The 26,846-nt window shown below is 31.7% G+C and carries 20 protein-coding genes and 1 pseudogene; 6 read left to right on the forward strand and 15 right to left on the reverse strand.

Annotated features, from left to right (window positions below; translation table 11 throughout):
• Positions 1-23 precede the first annotated feature (23 nt).
• Entirely contained in the window at positions 24-338 is a 315-nt protein-coding gene (locus B3I31_RS02295; protein WP_284583689.1) for a DUF4286 family protein, read from the reverse strand.
• Positions 339-449: 111 nt separating this feature from the next.
• Between B3I31_RS02295 and B3I31_RS02300 the strand changes: the two genes are divergently transcribed.
• Complete coding sequence (locus B3I31_RS02300) at positions 450-1,832, forward strand: dipeptidase (protein WP_038334410.1); 1,383 nt, start codon at positions 450-452, stop codon at positions 1,830-1,832.
• 96 nt (positions 1,833-1,928) lie between these two features.
• Complete coding sequence (locus B3I31_RS02305) at positions 1,929-3,080, forward strand: FAD-dependent monooxygenase (RefSeq protein ID WP_286494860.1); 1,152 nt, start codon at positions 1,929-1,931, stop codon at positions 3,078-3,080.
• Here B3I31_RS02305 and B3I31_RS02310 read toward each other — a convergent pair.
• Positions 3,067-3,561, reverse strand: a complete 495-nt coding sequence (locus tag B3I31_RS02310; protein ID WP_286494861.1) for a hypothetical protein — start codon at positions 3,559-3,561, stop codon at positions 3,067-3,069. The genes B3I31_RS02305 and B3I31_RS02310 overlap by 14 nt on opposite strands.
• 6 nt (positions 3,562-3,567) lie before the next feature.
• On the reverse strand, positions 3,568-3,870 hold the full coding sequence (locus tag B3I31_RS02315; RefSeq protein WP_221856190.1) for a hypothetical protein: 303 nt from the start codon (positions 3,868-3,870) through the stop codon (positions 3,568-3,570).
• Positions 3,871-4,038: 168 nt separating this feature from the next.
• Between B3I31_RS02315 and B3I31_RS02320 the strand changes: the two genes are divergently transcribed.
• The 3 genes from B3I31_RS02320 to B3I31_RS02330 all read left to right on the forward strand — a co-directional run bounded on the left by B3I31_RS02320 (position 4,039) and on the right by B3I31_RS02330 (position 6,345).
• Positions 4,039-4,878: an aldo/keto reductase gene (locus tag B3I31_RS02320; RefSeq protein ID WP_286494862.1), complete on the forward strand. Its 840-nt coding sequence runs from the start codon at positions 4,039-4,041 to the stop codon at positions 4,876-4,878.
• A gap of 121 nt (positions 4,879-4,999) precedes the next feature.
• Complete coding sequence (locus tag B3I31_RS02325) at positions 5,000-6,094, forward strand: hypothetical protein (RefSeq protein ID WP_291059938.1); 1,095 nt, start codon at positions 5,000-5,002, stop codon at positions 6,092-6,094.
• Positions 6,082-6,345, forward strand: a complete 264-nt coding sequence (locus tag B3I31_RS02330; protein ID WP_125349508.1) for a hypothetical protein — start codon at positions 6,082-6,084, stop codon at positions 6,343-6,345. Before B3I31_RS02325 ends, B3I31_RS02330 begins: the two co-directional genes overlap by 13 nt.
• Positions 6,346-6,465: 120 nt before the next feature.
• Here the strand turns inward: B3I31_RS02330 and B3I31_RS02335 are convergent, their stop codons facing one another.
• From B3I31_RS02335 to B3I31_RS02380, 10 genes and pseudogenes are all read right to left on the reverse strand, one after another.
• Positions 6,466-7,227 (reverse strand): LytR/AlgR family response regulator transcription factor, encoded by a 762-nt coding sequence (locus B3I31_RS02335; protein WP_286494864.1) that lies wholly within the window; start codon positions 7,225-7,227, stop codon positions 6,466-6,468.
• 56 nt (positions 7,228-7,283) lie between these two features.
• On the reverse strand, positions 7,284-8,603 hold the full coding sequence (locus tag B3I31_RS02340) for a RagB/SusD family nutrient uptake outer membrane protein (protein ID WP_221856182.1): 1,320 nt from the start codon (positions 8,601-8,603) through the stop codon (positions 7,284-7,286).
• Positions 8,604-8,615: 12 nt separating this feature from the next.
• On the reverse strand, positions 8,616-11,957 hold the full coding sequence (locus tag B3I31_RS02345; protein ID WP_291059942.1) for a SusC/RagA family TonB-linked outer membrane protein: 3,342 nt from the start codon (positions 11,955-11,957) through the stop codon (positions 8,616-8,618).
• A gap of 9 nt (positions 11,958-11,966) precedes the next feature.
• Positions 11,967-14,546, reverse strand: coding sequence for a zinc-dependent metalloprotease (locus tag B3I31_RS02350; RefSeq protein ID WP_038335737.1), 2,580 nt, complete (start codon positions 14,544-14,546; stop codon positions 11,967-11,969).
• A gap of 79 nt (positions 14,547-14,625) precedes the next feature.
• A complete protein-coding gene (locus B3I31_RS02355) occupies positions 14,626-16,095 on the reverse strand; it encodes a histidine kinase (protein ID WP_286494866.1) in 1,470 nt (489 codons plus the stop codon).
• 325 nt (positions 16,096-16,420) lie between these two features.
• Positions 16,421-17,686 (reverse strand): annotated as a pseudogene (gene bioA / locus B3I31_RS02360) (adenosylmethionine--8-amino-7-oxononanoate transaminase).
• Positions 17,674-18,669 carry a biotin synthase BioB gene (bioB, locus tag B3I31_RS02365; RefSeq protein ID WP_291059944.1) on the reverse strand — a complete coding sequence of 332 codons (996 nt, stop codon included), beginning with the start codon at positions 18,667-18,669 and terminating at the stop codon, positions 17,674-17,676. The pseudogene bioA and the gene bioB overlap by 13 nt, the downstream one beginning before the upstream one ends.
• Before the next feature lie 62 nt (positions 18,670-18,731).
• Positions 18,732-19,151 (reverse strand): ATP-dependent dethiobiotin synthetase BioD, encoded by a 420-nt coding sequence (gene bioD / locus B3I31_RS02370; protein WP_291059946.1) that lies wholly within the window; start codon positions 19,149-19,151, stop codon positions 18,732-18,734.
• Positions 19,152-19,238: 87 nt separating this feature from the next.
• The gene (locus B3I31_RS02375; RefSeq protein ID WP_312349535.1) at positions 19,239-20,252 is read right to left on the reverse strand and encodes an aminotransferase class I/II-fold pyridoxal phosphate-dependent enzyme; all 1,014 of its coding nucleotides are present in this window, start codon (positions 20,250-20,252) and stop codon (positions 19,239-19,241) included.
• Entirely contained in the window at positions 20,236-20,853 is a 618-nt protein-coding gene (locus tag B3I31_RS02380) for a hypothetical protein (RefSeq protein WP_286494872.1), read from the reverse strand. The genes B3I31_RS02375 and B3I31_RS02380 overlap by 17 nt, the downstream gene beginning before the upstream one ends.
• A gap of 246 nt (positions 20,854-21,099) precedes the next feature.
• Here B3I31_RS02380 and B3I31_RS02385 point away from each other — a divergent pair, with 246 nt between their 5' ends.
• Positions 21,100-22,548 carry an FAD-dependent oxidoreductase gene (locus B3I31_RS02385; RefSeq protein WP_409410628.1) on the forward strand — a complete coding sequence of 483 codons (1,449 nt, stop codon included), beginning with the start codon at positions 21,100-21,102 and terminating at the stop codon, positions 22,546-22,548.
• A gap of 91 nt (positions 22,549-22,639) precedes the next feature.
• Here the strand turns inward: B3I31_RS02385 and B3I31_RS02390 are convergent, their stop codons facing one another.
• Both B3I31_RS02390 and B3I31_RS02395 read right to left on the reverse strand, forming a co-directional pair.
• Positions 22,640-25,747, reverse strand: coding sequence for an efflux RND transporter permease subunit (locus B3I31_RS02390; protein ID WP_291051693.1), 3,108 nt, complete (start codon positions 25,745-25,747; stop codon positions 22,640-22,642).
• Between the two features lie 3 nt (positions 25,748-25,750).
• Entirely contained in the window at positions 25,751-26,845 is a 1,095-nt protein-coding gene (locus B3I31_RS02395; protein WP_280035625.1) for an efflux RND transporter periplasmic adaptor subunit, read from the reverse strand.
• Between the last annotated feature and the right edge of the window lies 1 nt (position 26,846).

The raw sequence follows: 26,846 nt of genomic DNA on the forward strand, positions 1-26,846 counted from the left end.
CGAGAATTTTCTCGAGCTTTTGTTTAATTATAATCCCCTATATGTTCCATTTCACTTTCGAAACTTAGTACTTTAGTCGCGTATTTTTGCAAACTTTTTTGTTTAATTTCTGATAAAAAATTATTCTTGAATTTATCTAAAGTCAATTCATCATTCACAAATAATTGCAAAGAATAAGAAACCGCCCCAGGTTCTATATGAGAAGTTATTTTTCCTAAACGAGCACCGATAAAACAATTTGATTTCAAATAATCATTAATATGCTCTTTCTGAATCCACGCAAACCAATCATCATGCACTTCTTGTTCAACAATAAAAGTTGTATTATATAATATCATTCTCTAATTTTTTGCAAAGATACAAAGGTTTTCGCATTATATTTTTCTTGAAAAAGAAAGTCTAATCAAGATTTTATTTTTAAATTTACCTATTATTCATAACAAACAAAAATGAACAATACGCAACAATTTATACAAGAGAATAAACAACGTTTTCTTGATGAATTAATCGAATTACTTAAAATTCCTTCAGTTAGTGCTGATCCAGCCTACACACAAGACGTAAATGATGCTGCCGAGATGGTTGCAAAATATTTAAAAGAAGCAGGTGCTGATAATGTTGAAGTATGCGAAACAGAAGGTTTTCCTGTTGTTTACGGAGAAAAAATAGTTGACGCTTCAAAACCTACTGTTTTAGTTTACGGACATTACGATGTACAACCAGCTGATCCTTTAGAATTATGGGAATCTGGACCATACGAGCCAGTAATCAAAAAGACAGAAATTCATCCTGACGGAGCAATTTTTGCTCGTGGTTCTGCTGATGATAAAGGTCAAATGTTTATGCACGTTAAAGCTTTTGAGGCTTTAAACAAATCAAACGAATTACCTTGTAACGTTAAATTTATGATCGAAGGTGAAGAAGAAGTTGGTTCTCCTTCATTAGTAAATTTCGTTAAAAACAATAAAGAGAAATTAAAAAATGATGTGATTTTGATTTCTGATACTTCTATGATTTCAAACGAACAACCTTCTATTTCTGTTGGTTTACGTGGTTTATCTTATGTAGAAGTTGAGGTAAAAGGAGCTAATCGCGATATGCACTCTGGTGTTTATGGTGGAGCTGTTCCTAATCCGATTAATGTTTTAGCAACAATGATTGGAAAATTAATCAATGAAAAAGGTCACATTACAATTCCAGGTTTCTATGAACCAATTCTTGAATTAACAGAAGACGAAAGAGCTGATTTAGCTAAAATTCCATTTGATGTAGAAGAATACAAGAAATCTATTGGTATTGCTGATATCCAAGGAGAAGAAGGTTTTTCTACAATCGAAAGAGCTTCTATTCGTCCTACTTTAGATGTAAACGGAATTTGGGGAGGATATATTGGCGAAGGTGCTAAAACAGTTATTCCTTCTCATGCGTATGCTAAAATTTCAATGCGTTTGGTTCCTGGACAAGATCCAGAAGTTGTAACAAAACAATTTGCAGATTATTTCCCAACTTTAGCGCCTTCTTCTGTAGAAGTTAAAGTAAAACCACATCATGGAGGTAAACCTTATATTTTACCAACTAATCACCCAGGTTTTATCGCTGCTAAAAAAGCGTTAGCTGAAACTTTTGAAAAAGAAGCGTTAGCCGAAAGAGCTGGTGGATCTATTCCAATTGTTGCTTTATTCGAAGAAGAATTAGGAACAAAATCTGTTTTAATGGGATTCGGATTAAACTCTGACGTTATCCACTCTCCAAACGAACATTATGGTTTATTCAATTTCTACAAAGGAATCGAAACTATTCCATATTTCTACAAATATTTTAACGAACAATAATTTTCGACAAAATAACTTCTAAAAAGCGAATCAAATTGATTCGCTTTTCTTTTTGGTTTATAGTAGAATGATTAATTTTGAACTTTATTTTTATCAATGAGTAAAAAATTCTTAATTGCGGGTGCAGGAATTGCGGGTTTAACTTTAGCAAAAGCTTTGCAAGATTTAAATTATAACTACGAAATTTTCGAGGCTTCTCCAGAGGTTCGAGGAATTGGGGCTGGTTTTGGTTTGGCTTCTAATGCAATGAAAGCATTTGAAATTCTAGGTTTAGCAGAAGAGGTTGCGCCTTTGGGGCATATGTTAGAAGATTTTGAAATTCAAGATTGGAAAGAAAAAACAATTCTGAAAGCGGACACAGAACGATTAAGAAAAAATTACAACAACGAAAATTTTGCCATTCATCGTGCAGATTTACATCATTATTTAGTCTCGAAAATTGATTCGAATAAAATTAAAACGTCAAAAAAAATAAAATTCTTTGAACAAAGTTTTGAGAAAGTTGTCCTTCATTTTGAAGATGGAACTTCTACAGAAGGTGATTATTTAATTGGTGCTGATGGGATAAATTCTACAATTCGTCAACAATTGTTAAAACATTCAACACCTCGTTATGCAGGCTATATTTGTTGGCGTGCTATTGTAGAGGATAAATCTTACAATTCAAAAAAGAGCATCGAAACATGGGGACCAAATGGTCGATTTGGTTTGACGCCATTAATCAATCATCAAATTTATTGGTATGCTTGTGTCAATACAAAACTAAATTCTGAAGTTTACAACTACGCTTTAAGTGATATTAAAAATCAGTTCAAAGATTATTCGGGACAAATCAGAAATACTTTACAAAAAACGAATCCAGAAAGCATCATTGCTACGCCAATTATGGATATAAAACCGATTAATAATTATGCATTTAATCGTGTATTGTTAATTGGAGATGCAGCACATGCAACCACACCAAACATGGGGCAAGGCGCATGCATGGCTGTTGAAGATGTTTGTGTTTTGTATGATGAACTAATCAAAAAAGATACTGATATTTTGTTAGCTTTTGAACATTATAATTTACGTCGTTTGAAACGAACACATTATATTATCGATACTTCTCGTTTGGCTGGAAAAGTTGCTCAAGTCGACAATAAATTTTTGATGAATATACGAAATTTTGCTTTCCGAAATTTACCACAATCTTTGATGCAAAGTCCTTTAGAAGACTTGTTGGAAGAAGATTTTATGAGAGTTTAGGATTATGCAAAACGAATTTTGTAGTGTTTCTTAACGTATATTTCTTGTTGACATAAGAAGTTAACAAATCTCCAAAACTCATATCACGAGTTTCTCTTTGATTAGTTGAAAATAATTTCACAATCTTAATCAAATATTTATTTAAGTCAATCAAATCAAAAGTAAATTCTTTTATCAACCAAAATAGAAAATATAACGGAAGAAAAACTATATTTAAGACAACTTGGAATCCATTCGCTAATTCTCCTTCTGACAAAAAATGTTTTGAATAATCAAATTTAGAAAAATCAATATCATATTTTTCTATAAACGCTATCAAAAGTGATTCATTATCTAATCCTGATAAAAATAAATCTTTCTCAATCAGAACATCAACATTTTCAACTTTTTCTTTTGTTGTTTTTTCTAGAAAATTTTTGACTTCTATATACGATTGTCTCAAAGTTGCGAAATCAACATGTAAAATCTGTTTTTCTTCCATAATCACCTACTTCAACAGCACATTATCTTCTAATTCTTGCTTCGAAATCTGAAAATGTTTATCAAATTCTTGTTCAAAAGATTCTAAATCCATTGTAATTTCCCAATCACCAAATTCATTTTCAAACAAATCAGTCATATGTTCTTTTAAATCATCTAATTTTTGTTGAATAAATTCATTTTGCTGAATATCTTCTGCATCTTTCTTATCTAATACAACTTGTTGATTAATTTTTCTAAGAATCAAAGCATTAATAAATTCTTCATGTGTATTCATAAAATCCTCAATCGTACCTGTAAATTGTGTCATTTTTAATATTTTTTCCTATCACTTTTCGAGAATAAATATAGAACTATTTTATTAACAAACAATTAAATTTAAGATTTCTATAAATGAGTTTTAACATAAGAATTAACGTCTACTAATTATTGAAATTGGTTGTTTTGAGATAAATTTGAATATAAAAATATTGAAAAAATGGAAAACTTTAAACTATCAAACGGGATCGAAATTCCTGCAATTGGATTTGGAACATGGTTATTGGAAGGTGAAAAAGTTATAGAACCTCTAAAAATTGCATTAACAAAAGGATATACACATATTGACACGGCAGCAATCTACAAAAATGAAAAAGAAATTGGAACAGTTTTGAAAGCTGAAAATGTAGATCGTAGTAAATTATTCATTACATCTAAATGTTGGAATTCTGAGCGTGGATACGAAAAAGCAATGGCTGCATTTGAGCAAACTTTAGCTGATTTACAGACAGATTATTTGGATTTATATTTGATTCATTGGCCAGCAAATGAAACGCAATTTCCTGATACTTGGGCAGAATTGAATGCTGGAACTTGGCAAGCTTTTGAGGAAATTTACAAATCTGGAAAAGCAAAAGCGATTGGTGTGAGTAATTTCAATATCAATCATTTGGAAGCTTTATTTGAAACGGCTGAAATCAAACCAATGGTTAATCAAATTGAGATTCATCCAGGACATTCGCAACCAGAATTAGTCGATTTTTGTAGACAAAACGATTTGTTAGTTGAAGCATGGAGTCCGCTAGGTTCTGGAAGAATTTTGGAGAACGAATTAATTGTTTCTTTGGCTGATAAATACAATGTTTCAGTTGGTCAGATTTGTATTAATTATTGTTTGGCGAAAGAAATTTTACCACTTCCTCGCTCCTCTTCAGAAAAAAATATTGAAGCGAATTTAACTTCAAATAATTTTAAATTAAGTGTAGAAGATGTAAAAGCGATAGATGAAATGCCAGCTGATGGTTTTTCTGGATTGAATCCTTCAATGGTTGAATTTTAACAAGTTAAACAAATTCACTAAAATAAATTTTAAAAACCTCTGTTTTGCAGAGGTTTTTTCGTTTTAAATCTTCAAAAAATCAATACTTTTACTTTTTAAATGATAAAAAAAATTATTCGATATGAGCCAAAATCCTGAAAATCCATTCAAAACTTATTTTGATCAAACCCTTGAAAGATTTGGTTTTGATGAAGATTTGAAAGCTGGTATTTTATTTTTTTTAGGTGAAAGTATTATTGCTGCGAACACCAATCAATTGATGAATATGTTTGCGGAAGAAGAAAAGATTCAACAAGAATTTCGTCGTTTGTTTACGTTGTATGCTACGCCAAATGCTGACATCAATCCGTTTGAAGCTTTGGATACAGAACCAATAAAGCAAATTATTTATACATACAACGAAATTTATGTCAATGTAATTAGAAATAAATCATTTGATTTTGATAAAGTTATCAATGATAATTTAAAGTCAGAGTTTAAGTTAGATTTTATTAAAGAATTTGAAAATAAACAATATAAATTAGTTACAAATCATAACTTAAATACATCATTTTTCAAACAAATTGGAGCGTATCTTAATCAGTTTGAATTGAGTTATGAGGATATTTATTTGGCTGGAATTAATTATTATCAAACGAATCAGAAAGTAGATTTTGAAGGAATAAATGTATTGAATCTAAACATTATTGATAGTTTTTCACCGTTGTACACAACATTGTTTCATTATCCATTATTGTACACGTATTATCCAGCGAATCTGAACGCAAATCATTTGTTTAGTTCGATTTTGCAGTTTCTTTATTTACATACCAACACGGATATTGCGAAACATATTCACGCTTTTCACAACCATATTTTCTATGAAAATAATCCAAGAAGAGTTCGTAAAGGTTGGGAATTCGAAGAATTGGAACGTGGCGTTTTGATTTCGCAAACTTTTCATAATGCGTTAAATATTCGTAAGTCTCCTATTTTCGGAACTCGTCCTGATTTTTTAGCTTCGAATAATTATTTATTAAATGAATTGAAAGATCAAAATATTCCGTTAGAGAATTTTAAGGCCTTGATGACCAAAACAATTGAAGAATATTACGAAGCAGATATTGAAGAAGTAGTTGCTGGAAAGCTAAATCATGCTGAATTTTTACAATTATTAGCGATTATTTTCTACGAAACTTCTGCTAATGCAATGATTATTAGATCATGGAAAAACTAACAATTAATCAAGAAAATCGAATCAAATTAGAAGAACATTTTGGCGAAATTTTGCCAAGATTGCCTTTTGAAATGGTTTCATTTTATGAATCGAGTAATTCGTGGGAAGGACAAATTGAATATAATTTGAATTTGAACACGGGAGAATTGACGTACAATACCATCGAAAATGTAAAACATCAAATCGAAATTTTGCCTGAAATGATGCAACGTATCGAAAGTGAAATTATCTTGATGTTAGAGAATTTATAAACTAATATTTTAAAATCTTTTTCTCGATACAAAATTCTAAAAGAATTTCACTAGAAATGACGATTTTAATAAAAAGTAACATTATAAGTTAATTAAAATCTCACAAATGTGAGATTTTTTTTACCTATTCATCCAATCCATCCAAGCATTAATCTGTGTTTTACTAATAAAAATAGCTTGTTCAGCTTCGGATTTTGGTTGAAGATGGATTTCAATTTTTTGACTTGAATATCTTATTATTTCAGTAATTGCATCAATGTGAACAATAAATTTTCGATTGATTTTGAAGAAAATAGTTTCATCCAATTTATTTATAATATCCTTTATTGTATCATCATAAATATAGGTTTGTTCATCTTTCGTTTTTATAAAAAGATGTTTTCCCGAAGCAAAAAAATAAGCAATTTCGTGTTCTTCTACCGAACGTAATTTGTTACCATTCGTTACCAAAAAACGATGCATAATCTCGGACGGTGAATTTTCTAAAACAGCTATCGATTGTAATGTTGGTGAAATATCAAAACTAGTTCGAATAGTCTTGAATTTTTGCAATGCAATATGCAACTCCTCTACTTCAAAGGGTTTCAGAATATAATCTATCGTAAAATGCTTGAAAACTTTCATCGCATATTCATCATAAGCAGTGATAAAAATAATTGGCGTTAGAATCTCAACTTCCTGAAAAATCTCGAAACTTTTCCCATCACCCAAATGAATATCCATGAAGATTAAATCAACCGAATTATCTCTAAAAAACTCCGTTGCTTGCTTTGTTGAGCGCAAAATTGTAATTGAAGAAATATCAACAATCGATTGCTCCTCTAACAGATTTTTTAGATAAGTAACCGCCAATAATTCGTCCTCTACAATTGCAATTTTCATGAATGCAAAAGTATAAAAAAACCGTCTAAATGATGAATAAAGACGGTCTAAAAATGTTATAAATGAGGATTATTGAGCTTAGCTGCTTGTGGAATTTCTATTGTATAACGAACATCATTTTCTTGTAAAATATACTCTTTACCTGAAATTTGATGTATAATTTGTTTTTGATTTGCTCGACGTAAATCGTACCAACGTTGTCCTTCTAACGCAAATTCTCTAAAACGTTCATCTAAAATAAACTTCATCAATTCAGTAGAATTCATCGCAGAAATTTCTGTTTGTAATTTTGCAAAACCAGTTGCTGTATAACGATTTTGTAAAACTGAAAATAAAGTTGCTTTTGCTTGATCTAACTTATTTAATTTCAAATATGATTCAGCTTTGATAAAATATAATTCAGCTACGCGGAAAGACGTTTTGAACTCTGAATTTCCACCTTTGATAACTTTATATTTTGATCCACTTTTCTCAAAATAAAGCGGAAAACGTAGATCATTTTCTGTATCATAACTACTTAACAGTTCTGGTGAAGCATATGACATATACTGAATTGCAGGATTCAATGTATTGTCTAAAGCTAAAATAGATTCGGCAGATGTATAATGATTTGGAACTTGTTTTGTTGTGTTCAGATTCACTAAATCACCTTTGATTTTTAATGTAGAATCAGAAAAATCAATTGCTTTTTGCCATTCATTTTTATACAAAGCGATTCTTGCTTCTAAAGCTTTTAAAGCTGCATTCGAGAATCTATAATTTAATCCAGCTAATTGCTGATTCATTTTCATCAACTTTGTCGCTTGCAATAAATCAGACTCAATATGATTATAAACTTCTTGAACAGATGATGGTTTAAGCGTTGCTTCTAAATCTACTTTTAAATTTAGAGGAACACCTTTGTCTGTACTTGCTGTTGCTGAATTATATGGTTTTCCGTATAAATTCACCAAATCAAAATACGCATACGCACGTAACGCATAAGCTTCTGCTAATAATTGATCTTTTTCAGCAGAGTTTTCCATTGTTTTTGGTCCTTCGTTGATGATTTGATTGGCATAAAAAATCACCGTATAAAAACTAACCCAAGGAAATTGAATTGATATTTGATCTGGATTTGTATCCTTCCATTGTGCAATTTCTCGGTACGAAATAAAGTCATTTGAGTATTCATTCAATGTAACCTCATCCGTACGTAAAGCTGTCAACGACTTGTGTGTTGGATATTTTGAATAAGAATTCGTTAAAACCATACGGTAATCTTCTACCGTTTTTGGAATCACTTTTCCATCTGGTTCAATATCCAAGTAATTGTCACAACTAACTGCTGTAAAGCTAACTGCAACTATGCTTAATAATAAAAATATTTTTTTCATTTGATTTAAAATTTAGAAAGAAACATTAAGTCCTACTGTTACAGATTTAGCAATTGGTTGTGCATAAATATTTCCGTAAGTTTCTGGATCAAAATAACCTTTGTATCCATTACTAAATACAAATAAATTACGTCCTTCTAAGCTAAAACGAGCGCTTTTGAAACCGACAACCTCAACATATTTGTTTGGTAAAGTATAACCAAGACGAATACTACTGATTCGCATATAACTAATTTCTTTCGCCCAAATGTCTAATAAATTGTACGCGTTTGCATTGTTTCCTGCAAACCATTTGTTCGCCATCCAACTATCGTTATCTCCTTTAATTGGACTTGTAATTCCTGGAAGTGTAGAACCTGCCTCGAAAATATCTTGCGTATAATTACGACCTGGATCCAATTCCATTCCACGATAAGAAGGTGTTTTCATCACCGTTTGTTTTAAATTGAATGCTGCAGAAATCGTTAAATCAAAATTGTGAATTTTGAAATTATTGATAATACCTCCTGTAAATTTAGGATCGCGATCTCCGATATAAGTAAATAATTTACGTTTTTCTTCGCTTGTTAATTTAGAATCCACAATTTCTCCTGGTAAAAAATCTTCGTATAAGTCATATAAAGCAAAGAATTCTTTTGCAGAAACTTTTTCATCTCCTTTCCAAAACATTGGATTTCCGTATTCGTCAAATCCAGCTGTTTTTAAAGCAAAAATTGCATTTACAGGTAAACCTTCACGAGATGGAATTAAACTATTTTCACGTTGTTGCTCTTTAAGAACTTTACTTTTGTTGTGCGCAAAATTAATTGTTGTCGACCATTTAAAGTTTTTCTTATCAATGTTGCGAGTTGTTAAAGCAATCTCGAAACCTTTGTTTGTTAATTCTCCCCAATTCACCATTGTATATTCAAAACCTGTTTCTAATGGTGTTTCGCGCATACTAATCATATCTGTTCCTTTACGATTGTAAACATCAACAGCAAGGTTGATACGATTTTTGAAAAGACCTAAATCTAACCCAACATTTGTATTCGTTGTTTTTTCCCAACGCAACAAATCATTTGGTAAATTAATCGCATTGATAATATCTTCTTTATTACCTGGTAAAATTGTTGCATCATTATATTCACCAATAAAGAAAGGTGAAGTATTACGATCAATATTTCCTTGTAAACCATAAGAAGCGCGTAAACGAAGATTCGAAATAAAATCGATGTTCTCCATAAACGATTCTTTTGAAACTAACCAAGAAGCAGAAACTGCCCAAATTGGTAAGTATTTATATTTTTTATTAACACCGAATAAATTTGTACCATCATAACGAACACTACCAAAAACTGTATATTTTCTGTCTAATGTATACGAAGCGGTTGCAAATGTAGATACATAAGCATTTTCTTCCGTTGGCATTTCTCTATACGTTTCGTAACGTTTTTCTGCTGCAAAACTTGAATTTGGGAAAACGATTGGCGTTCCTGTTTTCGTCGTTTTATTGTAACCAAAAGCACGTGTTAAAGTCGTTTCGTTTTGTGTATGACGAATTTCTGTCCCAGCCATCAAATCAATTTCGTGACGATTGTTAATCGTAGTACTATATGTTCCTTGTAACTTCCAGTTATATTGAAAAAATTCGTTATCCCAATTTTGTTTAACTCCTCCGTCAGGTAAGAAATACAAATATTGTCCAGATTTATAATAACGCGTTCCTTCTTTCATTTTACGCGTAAAATAAGTTTCTTGCTCAGCGTATTTTTCTGTTTTGTTACTATCGTACTGAATTCCGAATTGAGATGTTAATTTTAAACCTTTTGCTAATTGATAATTAAGATCAATAATACCTTTTAACGAACGGTTTTTTAATGTATAATTTGTGTTTTCTCTTTCTTCGATAAAATTGAATGGAACAGAACGATCTTCAAATCCATCAATATCGTTGTCATAACGATAAGAACCATCTGCATTGAATGGAGATAAATATGGATTCGCATTTCGTGAATAATTAATCGGATTGATAGACGCATCTGCATCTGTTACAAAAGATTTTTTATCACTTGAAGTTGCAAAAATAGAAATCCCTACATCTAATTTATCGTTAAGTTTATAATTGTTTTTTAAAGTAAGATTATAACGTTCAAAACCTGTTCCGATCGTTGTTCCTTGCTCATCATAATATCCTAATGAGAAGTAATAATCAGAACGATCATTTCCTCCTGAAATACTCAAACCGTATTGTGTATTAATTGCATTACGATACAATAATTTTCCCCAATCGGTTGTGTTATTTCGTAAAGAATTAATTTGATTTTGCGTGATAAGATCTAAAGAATTAAAACCTCCATTTCGTAAAGCATTTAATTGACCATTCTTTTGCAAAATTCGCATTACTTCGCCTTTATCAGTACGATACGTTAAATCATCGCGACTAGCAAGCATTAATTCAAGATCAACTTTCTGAGAAGCATTTAGTAAATTTAAACGACCAAAATCTGGACGAGCTGTTACAAATGTATTCGCAGAAAAATTAACCGTCATAGCGCCTTTTTTACCGCGTTTTGTTGTAATCGAAATTACACCATTTGCAGCTCTTGCACCATAAATAGCTGTTGCAGCAGCATCTTTAAGGATTGTAATATCTTCGATATCGTTTGGATTTAATCCAGCTATAGAAAAGTTTTGCAATTGATCGATGTTATCTTTATCGTTAAAGTTTGGCACATCATTTCCTTCTAATGGTAAACCATCAATCACCCATAACGGATTTTGTGGACCAGAAAGAGAAGCCGTACCACGAATTCTAATTTTACTTGGTGAACCAGGCGAACCAGTTTCTGTAGAAACAGCTACACCAGCAATTTGTCCGCTTAACAATTGATCAACACTAGCAACACCAGCTTGTTGAATATCATCCATTTTTACAGTTGATACTGCCGATGTTAGTTTCCGTTTTTCAATTTTTTGATAACCTGTAACAACAACTTCTTTTAAATCATTATTTTCTGGAAGAACTTCACCTAAAGTTGATTTTAAGCTTACATGATATGTTGATAAATCTGTAGAAAGTTCAACTAATTTAGAATCGTAACCTAAATAACTAATTAATACAGATTTTGTACCTGCAGGTACTTCTAATGAAAAGAAACCATCTTCATCTGTAACAGTACCAACCGTTACACTTTCTATAATTCCTTTTTGATCTGTTTTTGTCGAAATTGATTGAGCTTCAATTTTAACAGACGCACCAGCAATTCCAACCAACGATTTTTCGTCTTGAACCGAACCTGTAATCACTCTCTTTTCTTGAGAAAACGCAATACTTGCCGCAAAAAGTGGCAAAAGAATGAGTGTCTTTTTCATTTCTATATCTTACTTTAAAGCTTCTTTAATACGAATAATTAAATCAGCATAATGCGCTTTTGTAGACGCATCTCCATTATTCTTTTTCTTGTTTAACAAAGTCAAAACACGTTGCAATTCTGCTCTTTTATAGGTTGTCACTTCCGACACTCTTTTCATAGAAGAATAGTTAATGTTACGCGCCATTTTTTCTTCGTCTAAATAATTACAGATAGTTGGTACTTGTAGGTTTTGGTCAATTGTAAGTCCTGCTACAGTTGTTTTTTCAAATAATTTGTTTGTTGAAACGATTAAGGCATCAACGTAATTTTTTTGAGTCATTTTTTCAAGAATAGTTAAGTTTGATTTTTTATCAAAAGCTGCACTTCTTACTTGATCAAATAAATTTTCAACTGTATAAATTTTTTCATTAGATTTTAATTCTTGGTGTTTCAATTCATTTTCTAACATGCGCAATAAGCGATCGTCAGTAAATAAATTATAAATCAATCCATATTGCATTTCTCTCGCTAATGTATACGGCGTTTGCTCGTAAGGTCCCATTGGCGAATTTTTGATTGCATACGTTTTATCTAAAATATCATTAAAGAATAACCATTTTGGTAATTGAATCACATTTTCGTTTAAATAATTAACTGCTTTACGTTGCATATCTGCAGGAACTGGTTCGTATGCTTTTTTATCAATTCCGAAATAAGTGTTGTTTAAATAAATCCCACCAACATTTGCTAAAACATGATTAGAATATAAATCCCACTGCCCTATTGTTTGGTAATAAAGTTTCCCTGTGTTGATATAGCTTTTTCCATCTTCGTACGTCCATTTCAAGATATTTTCTGAAACACGTTTTAGATTTTTCATTCCATATTCACTTGCCAAAACAGCATCATCACCTAAATCTTCTGATTGAGAACGCGGATCAATTGTACTTAAATAGCTTTGTTGTTCACCATAAAAATACATTGGATCATCTTCGTGCTTTTCAATCATTTTACGAAGCGATGCTTTTTCTGTTTCTTGATTTGGAAACCAACGATATCCCCATTCGATTGCATATTTATCATACAAACCGATTTTTGGCGTAATTGCTGTAACACCATCTTCTGGCTGTGCCACATAATTATAACGCGCATAATCCATAATAGACGGTGCAGTTCCACCCATTTTATCTGTAAATTCTTTCGAACGTAAAGATTCTACTGGATAAGAAAAAGAAGCGCCCATATTATGTTTCAGACCAAATGTATGTCCTACTTCATGAGAAGACACAAAACGAATTGCTTCTCCCATGTGTTCATCACTAAATTTATTTCCTCTTGCTTTTGGATCAATTGGACCTGTTTGAATACGCATCCAATCATGCAAAGAAGTCATTACATTGTGCCACCAAATAATATCCGCCTCTAAAATTTCACCACTACGCGGATCAACCACAGAAGGTCCCATTGCATTTGACTTTGGTGAAGCTGCATACGTAATTACTGAGTAACGTACATCATCAATATCAAAATCTTTGTCATCAGCAGTTGGTTCTTTTGCTATAATCGCATTTTTGAAACCAGCTTGCTCAAAAGCAACTTGCCAATCGTGTACACCAGCAATAATTTTTTGGCGCCATTGTTTTGGTGTCGAAGGATCGATGTAATAAATAATTGGTTTCTTAGGTTCTACTAATTCACCTTTTAGATATTTTTCCTTATCCTCGTCTTTTGGTTCCAAACGCCATTTTGTAATAAAGCGTTGATCTTCCATTTTGTGTTGAGCATCATTAAAAAACCAATGTTTTTCTGTGAAATATCCCACACGATTATCTGCTAACCTAGGTTGCATAGGAGTTGTCGAAAGTAAAACAATATTACTTGTAACACCTAAGGTAACAGCCAAATCTACCCCTCCTTCATTTACACTTGTCGTTAACTGAGACTTAACCACAATGTTTTCTGGAAATGTTTTCACATTTTCCACATACGATAGATTTGCCTTTACCGAACCTCCTAAACCTATGTTCGTTAATACATCATTAAAACTTTTTTGATTTCCATCAAAAATTTTGTTCACTTTAATCGCAACAGCTGTAGAATCATTATTTTGAGCTTCTATATCAAAAACCTCAATAATCGATTCTGAGAAATTATCCTTTACAGAAGCTGTGATTGCGTCATTTTTAGGTGAAGAAACTTGTGGAACAATTGTTTTGACCCACACTTTTTTAGCTACTTTATCATGATAAAAAGAAATCACTTTGTTTTCGTAATTCATTCCTTTGTTCAAGCCCGCTTCGTTAACTTCCATTGGAACTTGAGACAATTTATTCACAACCAAAAATTGGCGTCCAAATAAACTATCTGGAATTTCGAAATAGATATCAGTTTTTACTTGAATGGTATTAAACAAACCTTTCTTGTAGCTTCCTTTCTTGATTAATTCATCTATTTTTTTAACTTTCGTTACAGTAGAATCCTTTTTCTCTGTTTTATCTTTTTCAGCTTTTTTATCCTCTTTCTTTTGTCCATAAACAACAGCCGAAGACATTGCCAAACCAAGATATAGTGCTAATTTATAATTCTTTCTTTCCTTATTATGACTCATTCGAACATTAAATTATCATTAATTATGGCATAAACTTAAGCGCAGTTTTCTTATAATAATAGTTTTTTGGAGTGAGTGGTTAGTTTTTTGGAGTGAATGGATATTTTGGTTCGATATAAGGTAAAAAACAAATAAATTCTTCATTTTCTACTTTTGTTGAGAAATTATCAATTTGATAAAAATGATAGATTTTTTGTAAATAGTTTAAACCAAATTTCTCATTTTCTGTCGCTTTATTTTTTTTCTGAAAAGTATTTTTGACGATAATCAAATCAGATTTTACAACAATATTTATAGTCAAAGGTTGATCAATTGTAGCAATATTATGTTTTATTGCATTTTCTACAACAATCTGTAATGCCAAATATGGAATGTTTTTTTCTAAGCTTTTCGAATCTTCGATTTGTAAATCAAAAATCAATTCTTCCGAAAATCTACTTTTATGCAAATCCATGTATTGTGCAATAAAATCTAATTCCTTTTTTACAAGCACTATATTTTCCTTTGGCGGAACAATAAGATATCGGTAAATTTTAGAAAGATTCATCGTGAATTTCTGCGCATTCTCTTTGTTCAAACCAATTAACATATAAAGTGAATTCAACGAATTGAATAAAAAATGTGGATTAATCTGATTCTTTAATTGTTGTAATTGCGTTAGAGTATTCGCATTTTTAATCTTTTCATTTTCAATTGATAACCTATTTTTTTCTTCGATTACAAACGCTTTTTCCTTGTATGTTTTAGATGTTATTTTATTGAATAACAAAAAGATAATGATAATTAAAAAAACAGTTCCCAAGAAAATAAAACCTACATAAAATTTAGTTCGTTCTACATTTTCATCAATGATATAACTCAAATGATTCACGACAATATATCCATCAAAATTCTTGGTGTGTAAAGGTTTTATAAAACGTTTGATATCCGTATCTTTTATAAACTCGGACGAAGCATCATTCAACGTATATAAATCTTGCGAAAAATTAGAATTAATTGTGCTCGTTATCGTATCGCTTGGCTGAATATCTGTAAAATCGAAAACATTTTTCCCAATAAATTTTTCATTAGGATGCGTAATACAAATTCCATCTTTATTGAAAACATACATATAATTGGACGAAGTTGCATCTACTGTCGTAAAAAAATTATACAAATCAAACAGATTAATCGTCGAACCGTAATACATATTTTGTCCATTAGACAACTTGATAGAATCGTAATTTACCCAATACAATGTATCCTTATAATCCAACAAAAAATTATCAATCTGTTGATTTTTTGTAGTATATATCGATTGAAATTCTTTAATATTTGGTTGATTGATAGCTTTTGAAAGGGTTGATTCATCAGGAAAATGATTTGTTTCTAAAGAATGAATAGAAAACCAATCATGGCGAATTAACTTTCGATTTGAATTTAATTCATTCAAAACCAAAAAATGATCTGCTACATTTTTTTCACTTGTCTTTTTAACAACTTTTTTTAAAACTTCTTGATATTCTTCGATGTTTTTAAACTCAAATTCAACTGCTTCATATTTCCTCAAAAAACTTTTTTTGACAAACTCATCATTATTTTTTTGACTTTCTTTATTAATTAAAAAACTCAATATAACAAGAGCAAAAACAGCAATAACACTTACAATAAGCGCTATAACATAAATGGATTTATTAGATAAATGGACTCGAAATCGAAAAGACAAACTATTTTTTTTGCAAAACTAAGGGAAGCTTTTTAATCAAAAAAATAAGAGAACATTTATCATAAAATGATAATTTTCAAATATTTGACAATATTATATAAACTAAAATCTCCCAAAAGGGAGATTTTTTTATCTTTTTAATCTTATAAGCGTCATTTAGAACTTAACATTAAAACAATTCGATTAAAGCTTGACGAATCGTATCATAAATATAATTTAGATCATCAGTCGAAATACAATAAGGAGGAACTAAATAGATGATATTTCCTAATGGACGCAATAATACAACTTTCTCTAAAAAGAAAGAATACAGCTTTTCTTACATATCACTAAAATAAGATATTTGTTCGTCTTTATTCCATTCCAACGCCAACATAGTTCCTCATTGTCTTATCACTTTTACTTTAGGATGATCTTGAATAGACGTAACAAAATGTTGATGTACAATATTTGCTATTTGCTGTTGTGTAGAAGTCTGTAATAACAAATCAAGACTTGCTAACGCAGCGGTACACGCTAATGGACTTGCGGTAAAAGAATGCCCGTGAAATAACGTCTTATTCAAATCATCTGCATAAAAGGCTTGGTAAATTTCGTCTGTACAAGTTGTAACGCCCAAAGGCAAAGTACCACCTGTTAAACCTTTCGAAAAACACATAATATCTGGAACTTCTGTCAAATGATTTGCTGTAAATAATTTACCTGTACGACCAAATCCTACAAAAATCTCGTCTTGAATCATTAAAATATGATGTGTTCTACAACACCTCATCAATTGATCTAAGTATTCAGCCTCATGCATCAACATCCCCGAAGCTCCTTGAACCAAAGGTTCGTAAATAAAACACGCCACTTTAGGTGCAACTTCTTTTATTTGTGCTTTAATTGCTTCTATATTTTCTGCATTCGGCGTATCAATAAATATAACATCAAAAAGCTTTTCACTAAAAGGTTCTGTCCAAATTCCTCTTCCACTCACCGACATCGCGCCAAAAATATCGCCATGATAAGCATTTTTGAACGCTAAAATCACAGGTCTATCTTCTTTTTTATTGAAATGATATTGTAAACACATTTTTAGTGCTACCTCAATCGCTGTTGATCCATTGTCGCTATAAAATGCATTCTTTTGATTTTGAGATAAAAGAGCCAACAAACGTTCAGACAATTCAATTGCAGGTCGATGCGTAAATCCTGCAAAAATAACATGTTCCAAAGTTGTTAGCTGTTCGTGCATTTTTTGTGCAATATACGGATGCGCATGTCCATGCAGCGTTACCCACCACGATGAAACCTCATTAATATATTGTTTGTTATTTTCATCGTAAATTTAACTTCCTTCTCCTCTTACAATTGCAATAATATTATTGGCTTTTTTCATCTGCGTATAAGGATGCCAATTCACCAACTGATCGCGTTCTTTTAATGTGTACATGTCTGAGTTGTTTCTTGTTTAACCATTGGTACTAAACCTAAATTTTCAAACATTTTCATATCCTCTGTTACCCCAGGATTAGGCGTCACCAATAAAGTTTCACGCTCTCCTGTAAAAATCGAATTCGCTCCAGCCATAAAACACCAAGCTTGTTCAACTTCCGTCATTTCTATTCGACCAGCACTTAACCGAACAACCGAAGAAGGCATCACAATACGAGCTGTAGCAATCATACGAACCATATCCCAAATATCTACTTTCGGATTATTTTCTAAAGGTGTTCCTTTTACTCTTGCTAAAGCATTTACAGGTACAGATTCTGGATGTTTTAGCATTGTTGCCAAAGTTAATAGCATAGAAATTCGATCTTGATGCGTTTCTCCTAAGCCAATAATTCCACCCGAACAAACTGTAACCCCAGCCTTTCGCACATTTTGTATCGTATTGACTCGATTATCAAATTTACGTGTAGAAATAATCTCATCATAATAAGCTTCGGAAGTATCTAAATTATGATTATAAGCGTGTAAACCTGCTTCTTGCAAACGAATTGCCTGCTCTTCTGTCAACATTCCTAATGTACAACACACTTCTAATCCCAACTCATTTACACCTTTCACCATTTCGATTATTCGATCAAAATCTCGATTATTTCGTACTTCTCTCCAAGCAGCTGCCATGCAAAAACGTGATGAGCCAGCTTCTTTTGCTTTCTTTGCATGTGCTAATACTGTTGCTGTTGGTAACAAAGCTTCTACTTTAATATCGGTATGGTAGCGCGCTGCTTGTCCGCAATATGAGCAATCCTCGGGACAACCACCTGTTTTTACAGATAACAAGGTGCATACTTGTACTTCTCTTGCGTTGTGCCATTCTCGATGTGTTTTGGATGCATGATATACTAAATCTAATAATGGTTGATGATAGATTTTTTCGATTTCTTCTTTCGTCCAATCATGGCGTGTTTCGTTTGATACTTTCATTGTATTTAAATATTAAATTGATACTTAATTGTTTTTTGCTATATTTCTCACTTCGCTTGAGTTTATTGAATTGAGTTTTGGTATAATGATGATAGAAATATCCGGACTACTGGGAGATTAAACTGCTGAATAAGATCAATCATAAAATCTTCTTCATTAATAGGAACAAATAATCCGCCTGCTCCTTCAACAATAAGAGAATTGGTTGTTTTGGGAAGTTCAAAATCATTTAGATTGATTTCAATATCTTCTTCTTTTGCAGATTGATGTAGCGAAGCGGCTTTTTGCAAACAATAACGTTCTTGATGAATTTTCAGTTCTAGAGAAGTTAACGATTTTGCCAACAAACTATCTGATGAATCTAAATCTCCCAATTGTATTGGTTTGCAATAATCAGCTTGTAAAACTTCAGTTAAAATTGCTGAAACAATCGTTTTCCCAGCTCCTGTCCCAATTCCTGTAACAAATAATTGTTTAGACATTTTCTTTTATCTTTTCCATTAATTGATTAATTTCTTCTTGTGTGTTAAAAGCATGCAAACAGATTCTTAAGCGCTCTTCTCCTTCTCCTACTGTAGGTTGAAAACCGCAAAAGTGTTTATTTCCACCAACTCCAATTGATTTTTGATTTTGGTTAATTGGTTTGTAGACTCAAACTTTAGAATTTGAATTGGACTATTTTTATTCGAAGAACTCGTGAAGCCACTATTTCTAAAATGTGATATATTATATTTTAAACTCTCTTGAAGCGATTTATTTTCTTTGATAAACTGATAACCTTTTCGTAAACCTGTCACATGAAAATCAGCAATAGCTGTGGTGTAAATAAAAGGTGAAGCATAATTAATGAGATAATCAATCACTAACTGATTAGCTAAAATCGTGGCACCGCTCATTCCCATCGCTTTTCCATAAGTTACAACCGTTGCAAACACTTTGCATTGTAAACCGAATTGATGAACCAATCCGTAACCAAAAACACCAAAAGCATGAGCTTCATCTACCACTAATGCTGCATTGTATTTATTGGCTAATTCAACCAGTTCAATTAATGGAGCACAATCACCATCCATCGAATACAAACTTTCTACCGCGATAAAACAACGCTCTTTTACTCTTTGCAATAGTTTCTCTAAATGATCTAAATCGTTATGTTTAAACTTTATTTTTTTTGCGTTGGATAATTTAATCCCGTCATGTACTGATCGATGTATATTTTCATCAACTAAAACAACATCATGTCGAGTTAAAAGTGCAGAAAAAAGTGCTAAATTGGCATTATATCCAGATGAAAAAAGTAATGCAGCTTCCACTTTATGTTCATTTGCTATCATCTCTTCCGTTTCACTTAGATAATCAGAATTCCCACTAATCAAACGTGCTCCAGTAGAACCATAAAGTAAAGATGGTTGCGCTATAAACTCATTTAAAATCTGCTGATGTAAGATTTCATTTTTAGCTAATCCTAAATAATCATTACTATAAAAATCAATTCCAGAAGAACGAACTTTTAATGTTCTTTTAATTCCTTTTTGTTCTCTTTCAAATAGAGATAGTCGCAATGAATTAAAAAATTTCGACATTATTCAGTTCATTTTCAATTGCAGAAATCCAATTCATAAATAACACTTCTTCTAGTTGTATCACTTGATTTGCATAGATTTTCCATTCTCTATGAAATTCTTTTAATTGTGAAATCATTTCTTCAAGATGACCTTCTTCTTCAACAATAATAGATTTTACCATCACTTTTTGTTGATGCGCCGTCAAAATATCTTGATATATTGGATACAATTCATCTGCCCTCACTTCTATAGCGTAAGTCACAAACAAATAAGCTGCGTATTTTAAATCTTCCCCATCAAGATTAAATTCTTTCTTCAACAAACGACAAACCTGAATATCTAATTGATGTAAATAATACATTGTTGCTTTTGGTGCTAAAAGATAAATAGGCTCATAATTGACACAAGCATCTGGAATTAATTTTATAATTTGCTTTTTCAAATAATAAGCATGGCGATGTTCCTCAGCTGCATGTTTCAATTGGATAAGATTCACAAAAGTTTTGTGCTCACATGCCGAAATCTTTCGTGCTCCTGCATTTTCCATAAACGAAAGTGTATTAAGCCACTTTACATGTAATTTTGGTTCTAAAACAATATGATTTAATAATTTTTTCAATTGATTTTATTTTTGACCAAAATTATAAGTCCAACGGATTGTATATACATTCCACTTTTATAATAAATGATAGTCCGGATATATTAAACCCATTCTAAAATCTCTGAAAAAGGTTGTAGAATCATCACTATAAAGAAGTTGAATAATGAAAACTATTATTACAGAAAAATTCATTATTCATGTATTAATTCTATCTTTTACGATTAGATTTTTCTAAATAGCTACTTTAATCTTATTTTTGCAAAAATTTTTAAATTGAGTACTCGAGAAAATTGGATAAGTTGCAAGAATTGTAATGGACTTGGAAAAAAAAGTCAAGGAGTTTCGAAAAGGAAACTATCGCGTTATGAATCAGCTGTTGCTCAATCTAAAAAGAATGAAAATTTTATTACTCCAAATAAACCAAAAAGTTCGATGCAGATCTGTACTGTCTGCTCAGGAACCGGTTTGACAACTACAAATGAACATCCATCACCCAACGAAAAAAAATATCCTCATGTTGCAATTGTCGGAGCTGGAATTGGTGGAATTGCATTAGCATTAGCGTGTTTACATCGTCAAATTCCTTTTACACTTTTTGAACGTGATCGAGCTTTCAACGATCGTTCCCAAGGTTATGGACTAACGTTACAGCAAGCTAGTAAAGAATTAAAAAAATTTGGAATCCAAACTTTAGAGGAAGGAATCGTTTCTACATTGCATTTAGCACATACTATAGAAGGAAATGTGATTGGCGAATGGGGAATAAGAAAATTGCAAGATAAAGAAGCGATTGAAGCTAAAAACAAAAATAAACATACCAATATTCACATTGCGAGACAATCTTTACGCTTAGCTTTTTTAAATCAATTAGGTGGCAATAATCAAGTTTTATGGAATCATCAATTAGTCGATTTTAATGTTGATGATAAAATAGAATTAACGTTTGATGTTGATGGAATTCAAAAACACTTTAAAGCTGATTTACTTGTTGGTGCTGATGGCATACGAAGTATAGTTCGTCGATTGATTATAAATGAGGAAAATACTCCATTACGTTATTTGGGGTGTATTGTTATTTTAGGTATTTGTAAACTGGATGCTTTAACTAATTTAGAAAATCATTTGTTGGATGGAGCAACGGTATTTCAAACAGCAAATGGAACTGAACGAATGTATATGATGCCTTATGACAAAGATTCGGTTATGTGGCAATTTAGTTTTCCAATGTTAGAAAATGAAGCGATAGCTTTGAGTAAAAAAGGTTCAGAGGCTTTAAAAATAGAAGTTGCTAAAAGAACGCATTGGCACTCTCCTATTCCTGAAATTATTGCAGCTACAGAACCCAAACAAATCACTGGATACCCCGTTTATGATCGAGATTTATTAATGTCAAATTTACTAGAAAATGCTGGCTCTGTCACTTTAATTGGCGATGCAGCTCATCCTATGAGTCCTTTTAAAGGACAAGGTGCAAATCAAGCTTTATTAGATGCTTTATTGTTAGCACAAAAAATAACATCAGCTTATAATAATATTCAAAATAAACAGATTAATTTACGTGAAGAAGTTTTACAACAATATGAAAAAGAGATGATGGAACGAAGTAGCGTTAAAGTGAAAAAGTCAGCAGATGCCGCAAAATTTTTACATTCAGATATTGTACTTCAAGAAGGTAACGTAACGTTTGGTTCTAAGTGGTCTTCTACTTTATAATTAATTATTCTAGATTTACTCATTCATAATCAATAAAAAAGGAGTTTTTACCTTTTGATAAAAACTCCTTTATATAAAACAACTACACAAATTATTTCAGGAATTTCTGTTGATATTCTTTTCTATATGCATAATAAAATACAACTGGAAGAATTGTAAAGGATAAGATTAAACAAATAATTAATCCTCCTACAATCATAATTGCCAAAGGCTTTTGAATTTCTGATCCCATTCCGGTAGAAAGTGCTGCTGGTAATAATCCCATCGATCCCATAAGCGCAATCATCACAACAGGGCGTATTCTACTTTTAACACCATTGACTATTGCTTCTTTTAATTGCATTTTATGCTTTAAATTATCTCGAATAACACCAATTAGAACAATTCCATCAATCGTTGCTACTCCAAAAAGAATAATAAAACCTATTCCCGCAGATATACCAAAAATGGTTCCTGTTACCCAAAGCGAAATAAATCCTCCAATAAAAGCAAAAGGCAGTGTTAATGCAGCTATCGCTGTGTCTTTTACATTTCCGAAATTGGTATACAATAATAATAAAATCAAAACTAACGAAATCGGAACGACCATTGCTAATTGTTTTGCTGCACGCTCTTTACTTTCGAATTCACCAGCCCATTCCATGTAATTTTCTTTCGGTAATTTAACTTCTTTCGCCACTACTTTCTTCGCTTCATCGATTGTACTTCCTAAATCACGACCTTCTATACTGAATCCTACACCGATATATCGACTATTTCCTTCTCGATAAATAAAAGCAGGTCCTGTTTGATAACCAATTGTAGCTATTTCCTGCAAAGGAACATTGTTCCCATTACTTGTTGGAATCAAAATATTTCCAATTTTCTCAGGAGTATCTCTATAAGCTTCCTGAAAACGAAGAATAACATCAAACTGTCGATCATTTTCATAAAACTTAGTAGCTGCTTGTCCACCAATTGTCATTTCAATTACTGCCTGAACATCCGCTGTACTAATACCATATTTCGCCATTTTTGAATCACTCAATTCTATTCTAAGTTCAGGTAAACCAATATTTTTATAAACATTGATATCCGTTATTCCATTTACTTTTTCGATAGAAGTAGCGACCTTGTTTGCATATTTTTCTAAATCATACAAATCATCACCAAAAATCTTAATAACTAATGAACTTTTTACACCAGCTACATATTCTTCGACATTATCTTGAATGGGTTGCGAAAATCCAAATACAATTCCTGGATAATGATTTAGTTTATCTCGCATCTCTTGAATAATCTCTTCTTTTGAAATCTTGCGCTTCCAATCTTTTTCATCTTTTAATTGAACATTAAACTCAATATTAAAGAATCCTGTTGGATCTGTTCCATCATTTGGACGACCTGTTTGTGTTAAAATAAAATCAATTTCATCACAATCTTTCTGCATCAACTCTTTCATCTCTTTTGTTAATCGAGTTGATTCTTGTAAATTGACACTATTTGGTAAAGTTGCACGAATGTAAATTGCTCCTTCATTCAGTTTTGGAAGAAATTCTGATCCATAATGCGAGAACTTAAACAAACAAAGAGCTAAAATTCCTAAAAAGATTCCTATTGTTGCCTTTTTATAACGAAATGCAGTTTCATATAATCCAAAAATAGTTTTCTGAAAAAATCGAGTAATAAAGTTCTCTTTCTCCTCCATATTTTTCTTAAAAAGCAACTTACACATTGCAGGAACATAAGTTAGACTTAATATTAAAGATCCTAATAATGCGTATCCTAATGTAAATGCTAAAGGAGAGAACATTTTACCTTCCACTTTTTGGAATGAAAATATCGGTAATAAAGCAACAATAAGAATAAGTAAGGCAAAGAAAATATAAGAAGCTACACTTCCTGCACTTTTCTTTATAACACCCATTTTACTCATTTTTGCGAAACGTTCTGCTCCTACTTTATGTTGCATTGTAGCTAAAGCAACAAAAACTGTTTCTACAATTACCAAAGTTCCTTCTAACAACAATCCAAAATCCAGTGACCCCATTGAAATTAAATTCGCTGGTAATCCTTGTATTTTCAACATGATAATTGCGAACAAAAATGAAAGCGGAATAACCGAAGCTACAATAAATGTTGATTTCCAATTATATAAAAAAACAAAAACAATTAATGATACCAATAAAATACCTTCAATAATATTTTTAGAAACCGTATGTACTGTATTATCCACCAATTTGGTACGATCTACAACTGTTTCAATTTTCACATTATCTGGTAAAGTTCTTGTATTCAATTCTTCAATCTTCGCTTTCAGATTTTCAATGACTTCGGATGGATTTTCACCACGCAACATCACAACAATTCCTTCTACCATATCATCATGCTTATTGTAACCAACTTGCCCCAAACGTGGTTTATTCGAAATGACAACATCTGCCACATTTTTGATCAAAATTGGTGTAGAACCATTTAGAGCGACAGTAATATTTCCGATATCCTCTATCTTATCTAGTAAACCAACACCACGAACTACATAAGCTTGATCTCCTTGCTGAATCACATCTCCACCAACATTTATATTTGATTTAGAAACTGCTTCATAAACATCTAAAGGCGATAAATTATAATTCTTTAATTCTGTTGGATTAATTTTAATTTCATACGTTTTTTCTTCTCCACCAAAACTTACAACATCTGCAACTCCTGATACAGAAAGCAATTCACGTTCTATTACCCAATCTTGTATCGCGGTAACTTCCTTGATCGGTAAATCACTTTTGATCACATAACGAAAAATCTCTCCTGTAGCACCAGAAGGCGGTTCAATATCTGCATCAGCTCCTTCTGGTAAATCAACTCCACTCAATTTATTCGATACATATTGTTGTGCATAAAAATCATCTACTCCATCTTCAAACTGAACCGTTACAACAGATAATCCGAAAAGAGAAATTGAACGAATATTAGATTTATGCGGAATACTATTCATTACTTTTGAAACTGGTAGAGTCACCAATTTTTCCATTTCCTCAGCACTTCTTCCTGGCCATTGTGTTATAATACGAGCTCTAGTATTTGTTACATCCGGAAATGCCTCTATTGGTGTATGTTTTAAAGAAAATATACCTGCAAAGAGTAATGCAAATACAGCAAATAAAACAAAGGTTGTATTTCGTAACGAAAAAGTTACGACTGATTGTACTAACTTTTTCATTTATTATTTATTTAATTCCTCAAATATCATTAGAGCGTTTCGAGAAATAACTTTCTCATTTGGAGCAAACTTTTCGCTAACAAATGTGAATTCTTCATTCTGACCAATCGTCGTAATTTTTCGAATATCCATTGTACAATCATTTTTATATACCACCACATATTCCTTGTTGTTCTCAAAAACTTTGGCTTTGTTTGGTATCGCAAATGCATTTCCTACAATATTTTGTTTATCGATAATAATATCTGCACTCAAACCTGGCATCAAGTTCAAATCTTGATTTTCTAACACAACACGCGCTTTCAAAACGTGTTCATTTTCATCAAACACATTGTATATTTTATCAATTTTTCCAACATAAATTCGATCAGGATACGCCATAGATTTCACTTTTACAGCATCTCCTTTTTTTACATATTGCAGATTATTGGCGTAAATATTTACCATTACCCAAACTTGTTTCAAATTAGAAATAGAAAATAAATTATCTTCTGAATCTGAAATAATAGATTGACCAACGCTCATGTTTTTCTGAACGATATAACCATTTTTAGGTGATAAAATCTGGAATTGACCATTGCCAACCGCACGATACATTCTCAAGGTTGCATTGATTTTATCAATTTCAATTTGCGTTGATTGTAATTCGTGTTCTGCCTCTGTAACTTCGGGTTGAGAAGCCATTCCATCATTCAACAATTCTTTTTTCGACTTGATTTGTTTTCGAATCAAATCCATTTGATTTTGATGATAACGCTTTTGCTGTACCAAATCCAACACTTCGTTCGATTTTACAACTGCCAAAACTTGACCTTGACGCACATAATCACCTAATTCAAAATTCACTTTATCTACCACTCCTTGCAGCAAACTTTTAAAACCAACCAAGTCATTTTCGTTGTATTCAATTTTTCCTGACAAGGTTAATTGTTCGTGAATCGGCTGCTCTAAAACAGCTACAATTTCAGTTGACTTTTTCAATTGTTCGTTCAAACAAAATTTGTCTTCTTTTACCGCTTCTTTCGGGGCTTCTTGCTTGTTACAACTACTTAAAACCAAAGTAAAAGCAGCTAAAAAATAAAAACTTTTTTTCATCATT

The sequence above is a fragment of the Empedobacter sp. UBA3475 genome (genome assembly GCF_002378465.1).
Taxonomy (GTDB): Bacteria; Bacteroidota; Bacteroidia; order Flavobacteriales; family Weeksellaceae; genus Empedobacter; species Empedobacter falsenii_B.

Bases quoted from the DNA above. Each gene is read 5' to 3' on its own strand.
- B3I31_RS02295 (WP_284583689.1), bottom strand. From the start codon at position 338: ATGATATTATATAATACAACTTTTATTGTTGAACAAGAAGTGCATGAT.
- B3I31_RS02300 (WP_038334410.1), top strand. From the start codon at position 450: ATGAACAATACGCAACAATTTATACAAGAGAATAAACAACGTTTTCTT.
- B3I31_RS02305 (WP_286494860.1), top strand. From the start codon at position 1,929: ATGAGTAAAAAATTCTTAATTGCGGGTGCAGGAATTGCGGGTTTAACT.
- B3I31_RS02310 (WP_286494861.1), bottom strand. From the start codon at position 3,561: ATGGAAGAAAAACAGATTTTACATGTTGATTTCGCAACTTTGAGACAA.
- B3I31_RS02315 (WP_221856190.1), bottom strand. From the start codon at position 3,870: ATGACACAATTTACAGGTACGATTGAGGATTTTATGAATACACATGAA.
- B3I31_RS02320 (WP_286494862.1), top strand. From the start codon at position 4,039: ATGGAAAACTTTAAACTATCAAACGGGATCGAAATTCCTGCAATTGGA.
- B3I31_RS02325 (WP_291059938.1), top strand. From the start codon at position 5,000: ATGAGCCAAAATCCTGAAAATCCATTCAAAACTTATTTTGATCAAACC.
- B3I31_RS02330 (WP_125349508.1), top strand. From the start codon at position 6,082: ATGGAAAAACTAACAATTAATCAAGAAAATCGAATCAAATTAGAAGAA.
- B3I31_RS02335 (WP_286494864.1), bottom strand. From the start codon at position 7,227: ATGAAAATTGCAATTGTAGAGGACGAATTATTGGCGGTTACTTATCTA.
- B3I31_RS02340 (WP_221856182.1), bottom strand. From the start codon at position 8,603: ATGAAAAAAATATTTTTATTATTAAGCATAGTTGCAGTTAGCTTTACA.
- B3I31_RS02345 (WP_291059942.1), bottom strand. From the start codon at position 11,957: ATGAAAAAGACACTCATTCTTTTGCCACTTTTTGCGGCAAGTATTGCG.
- B3I31_RS02350 (WP_038335737.1), bottom strand. From the start codon at position 14,546: ATGAGTCATAATAAGGAAAGAAAGAATTATAAATTAGCACTATATCTT.
- bioB (WP_291059944.1), bottom strand. From the start codon at position 18,669: ATGAAAGTATCAAACGAAACACGCCATGATTGGACGAAAGAAGAAATC.
- bioD (WP_291059946.1), bottom strand. From the start codon at position 19,151: ATGTCTAAACAATTATTTGTTACAGGAATTGGGACAGGAGCTGGGAAA.
- B3I31_RS02375 (WP_312349535.1), bottom strand. From the start codon at position 20,252: ATGTCGAAATTTTTTAATTCATTGCGACTATCTCTATTTGAAAGAGAA.
- B3I31_RS02390 (WP_291051693.1), bottom strand. From the start codon at position 25,747: ATGAAAAAGTTAGTACAATCAGTCGTAACTTTTTCGTTACGAAATACA.
- B3I31_RS02395 (WP_280035625.1), bottom strand. From the start codon at position 26,845: ATGATGAAAAAAAGTTTTTATTTTTTAGCTGCTTTTACTTTGGTTTTA.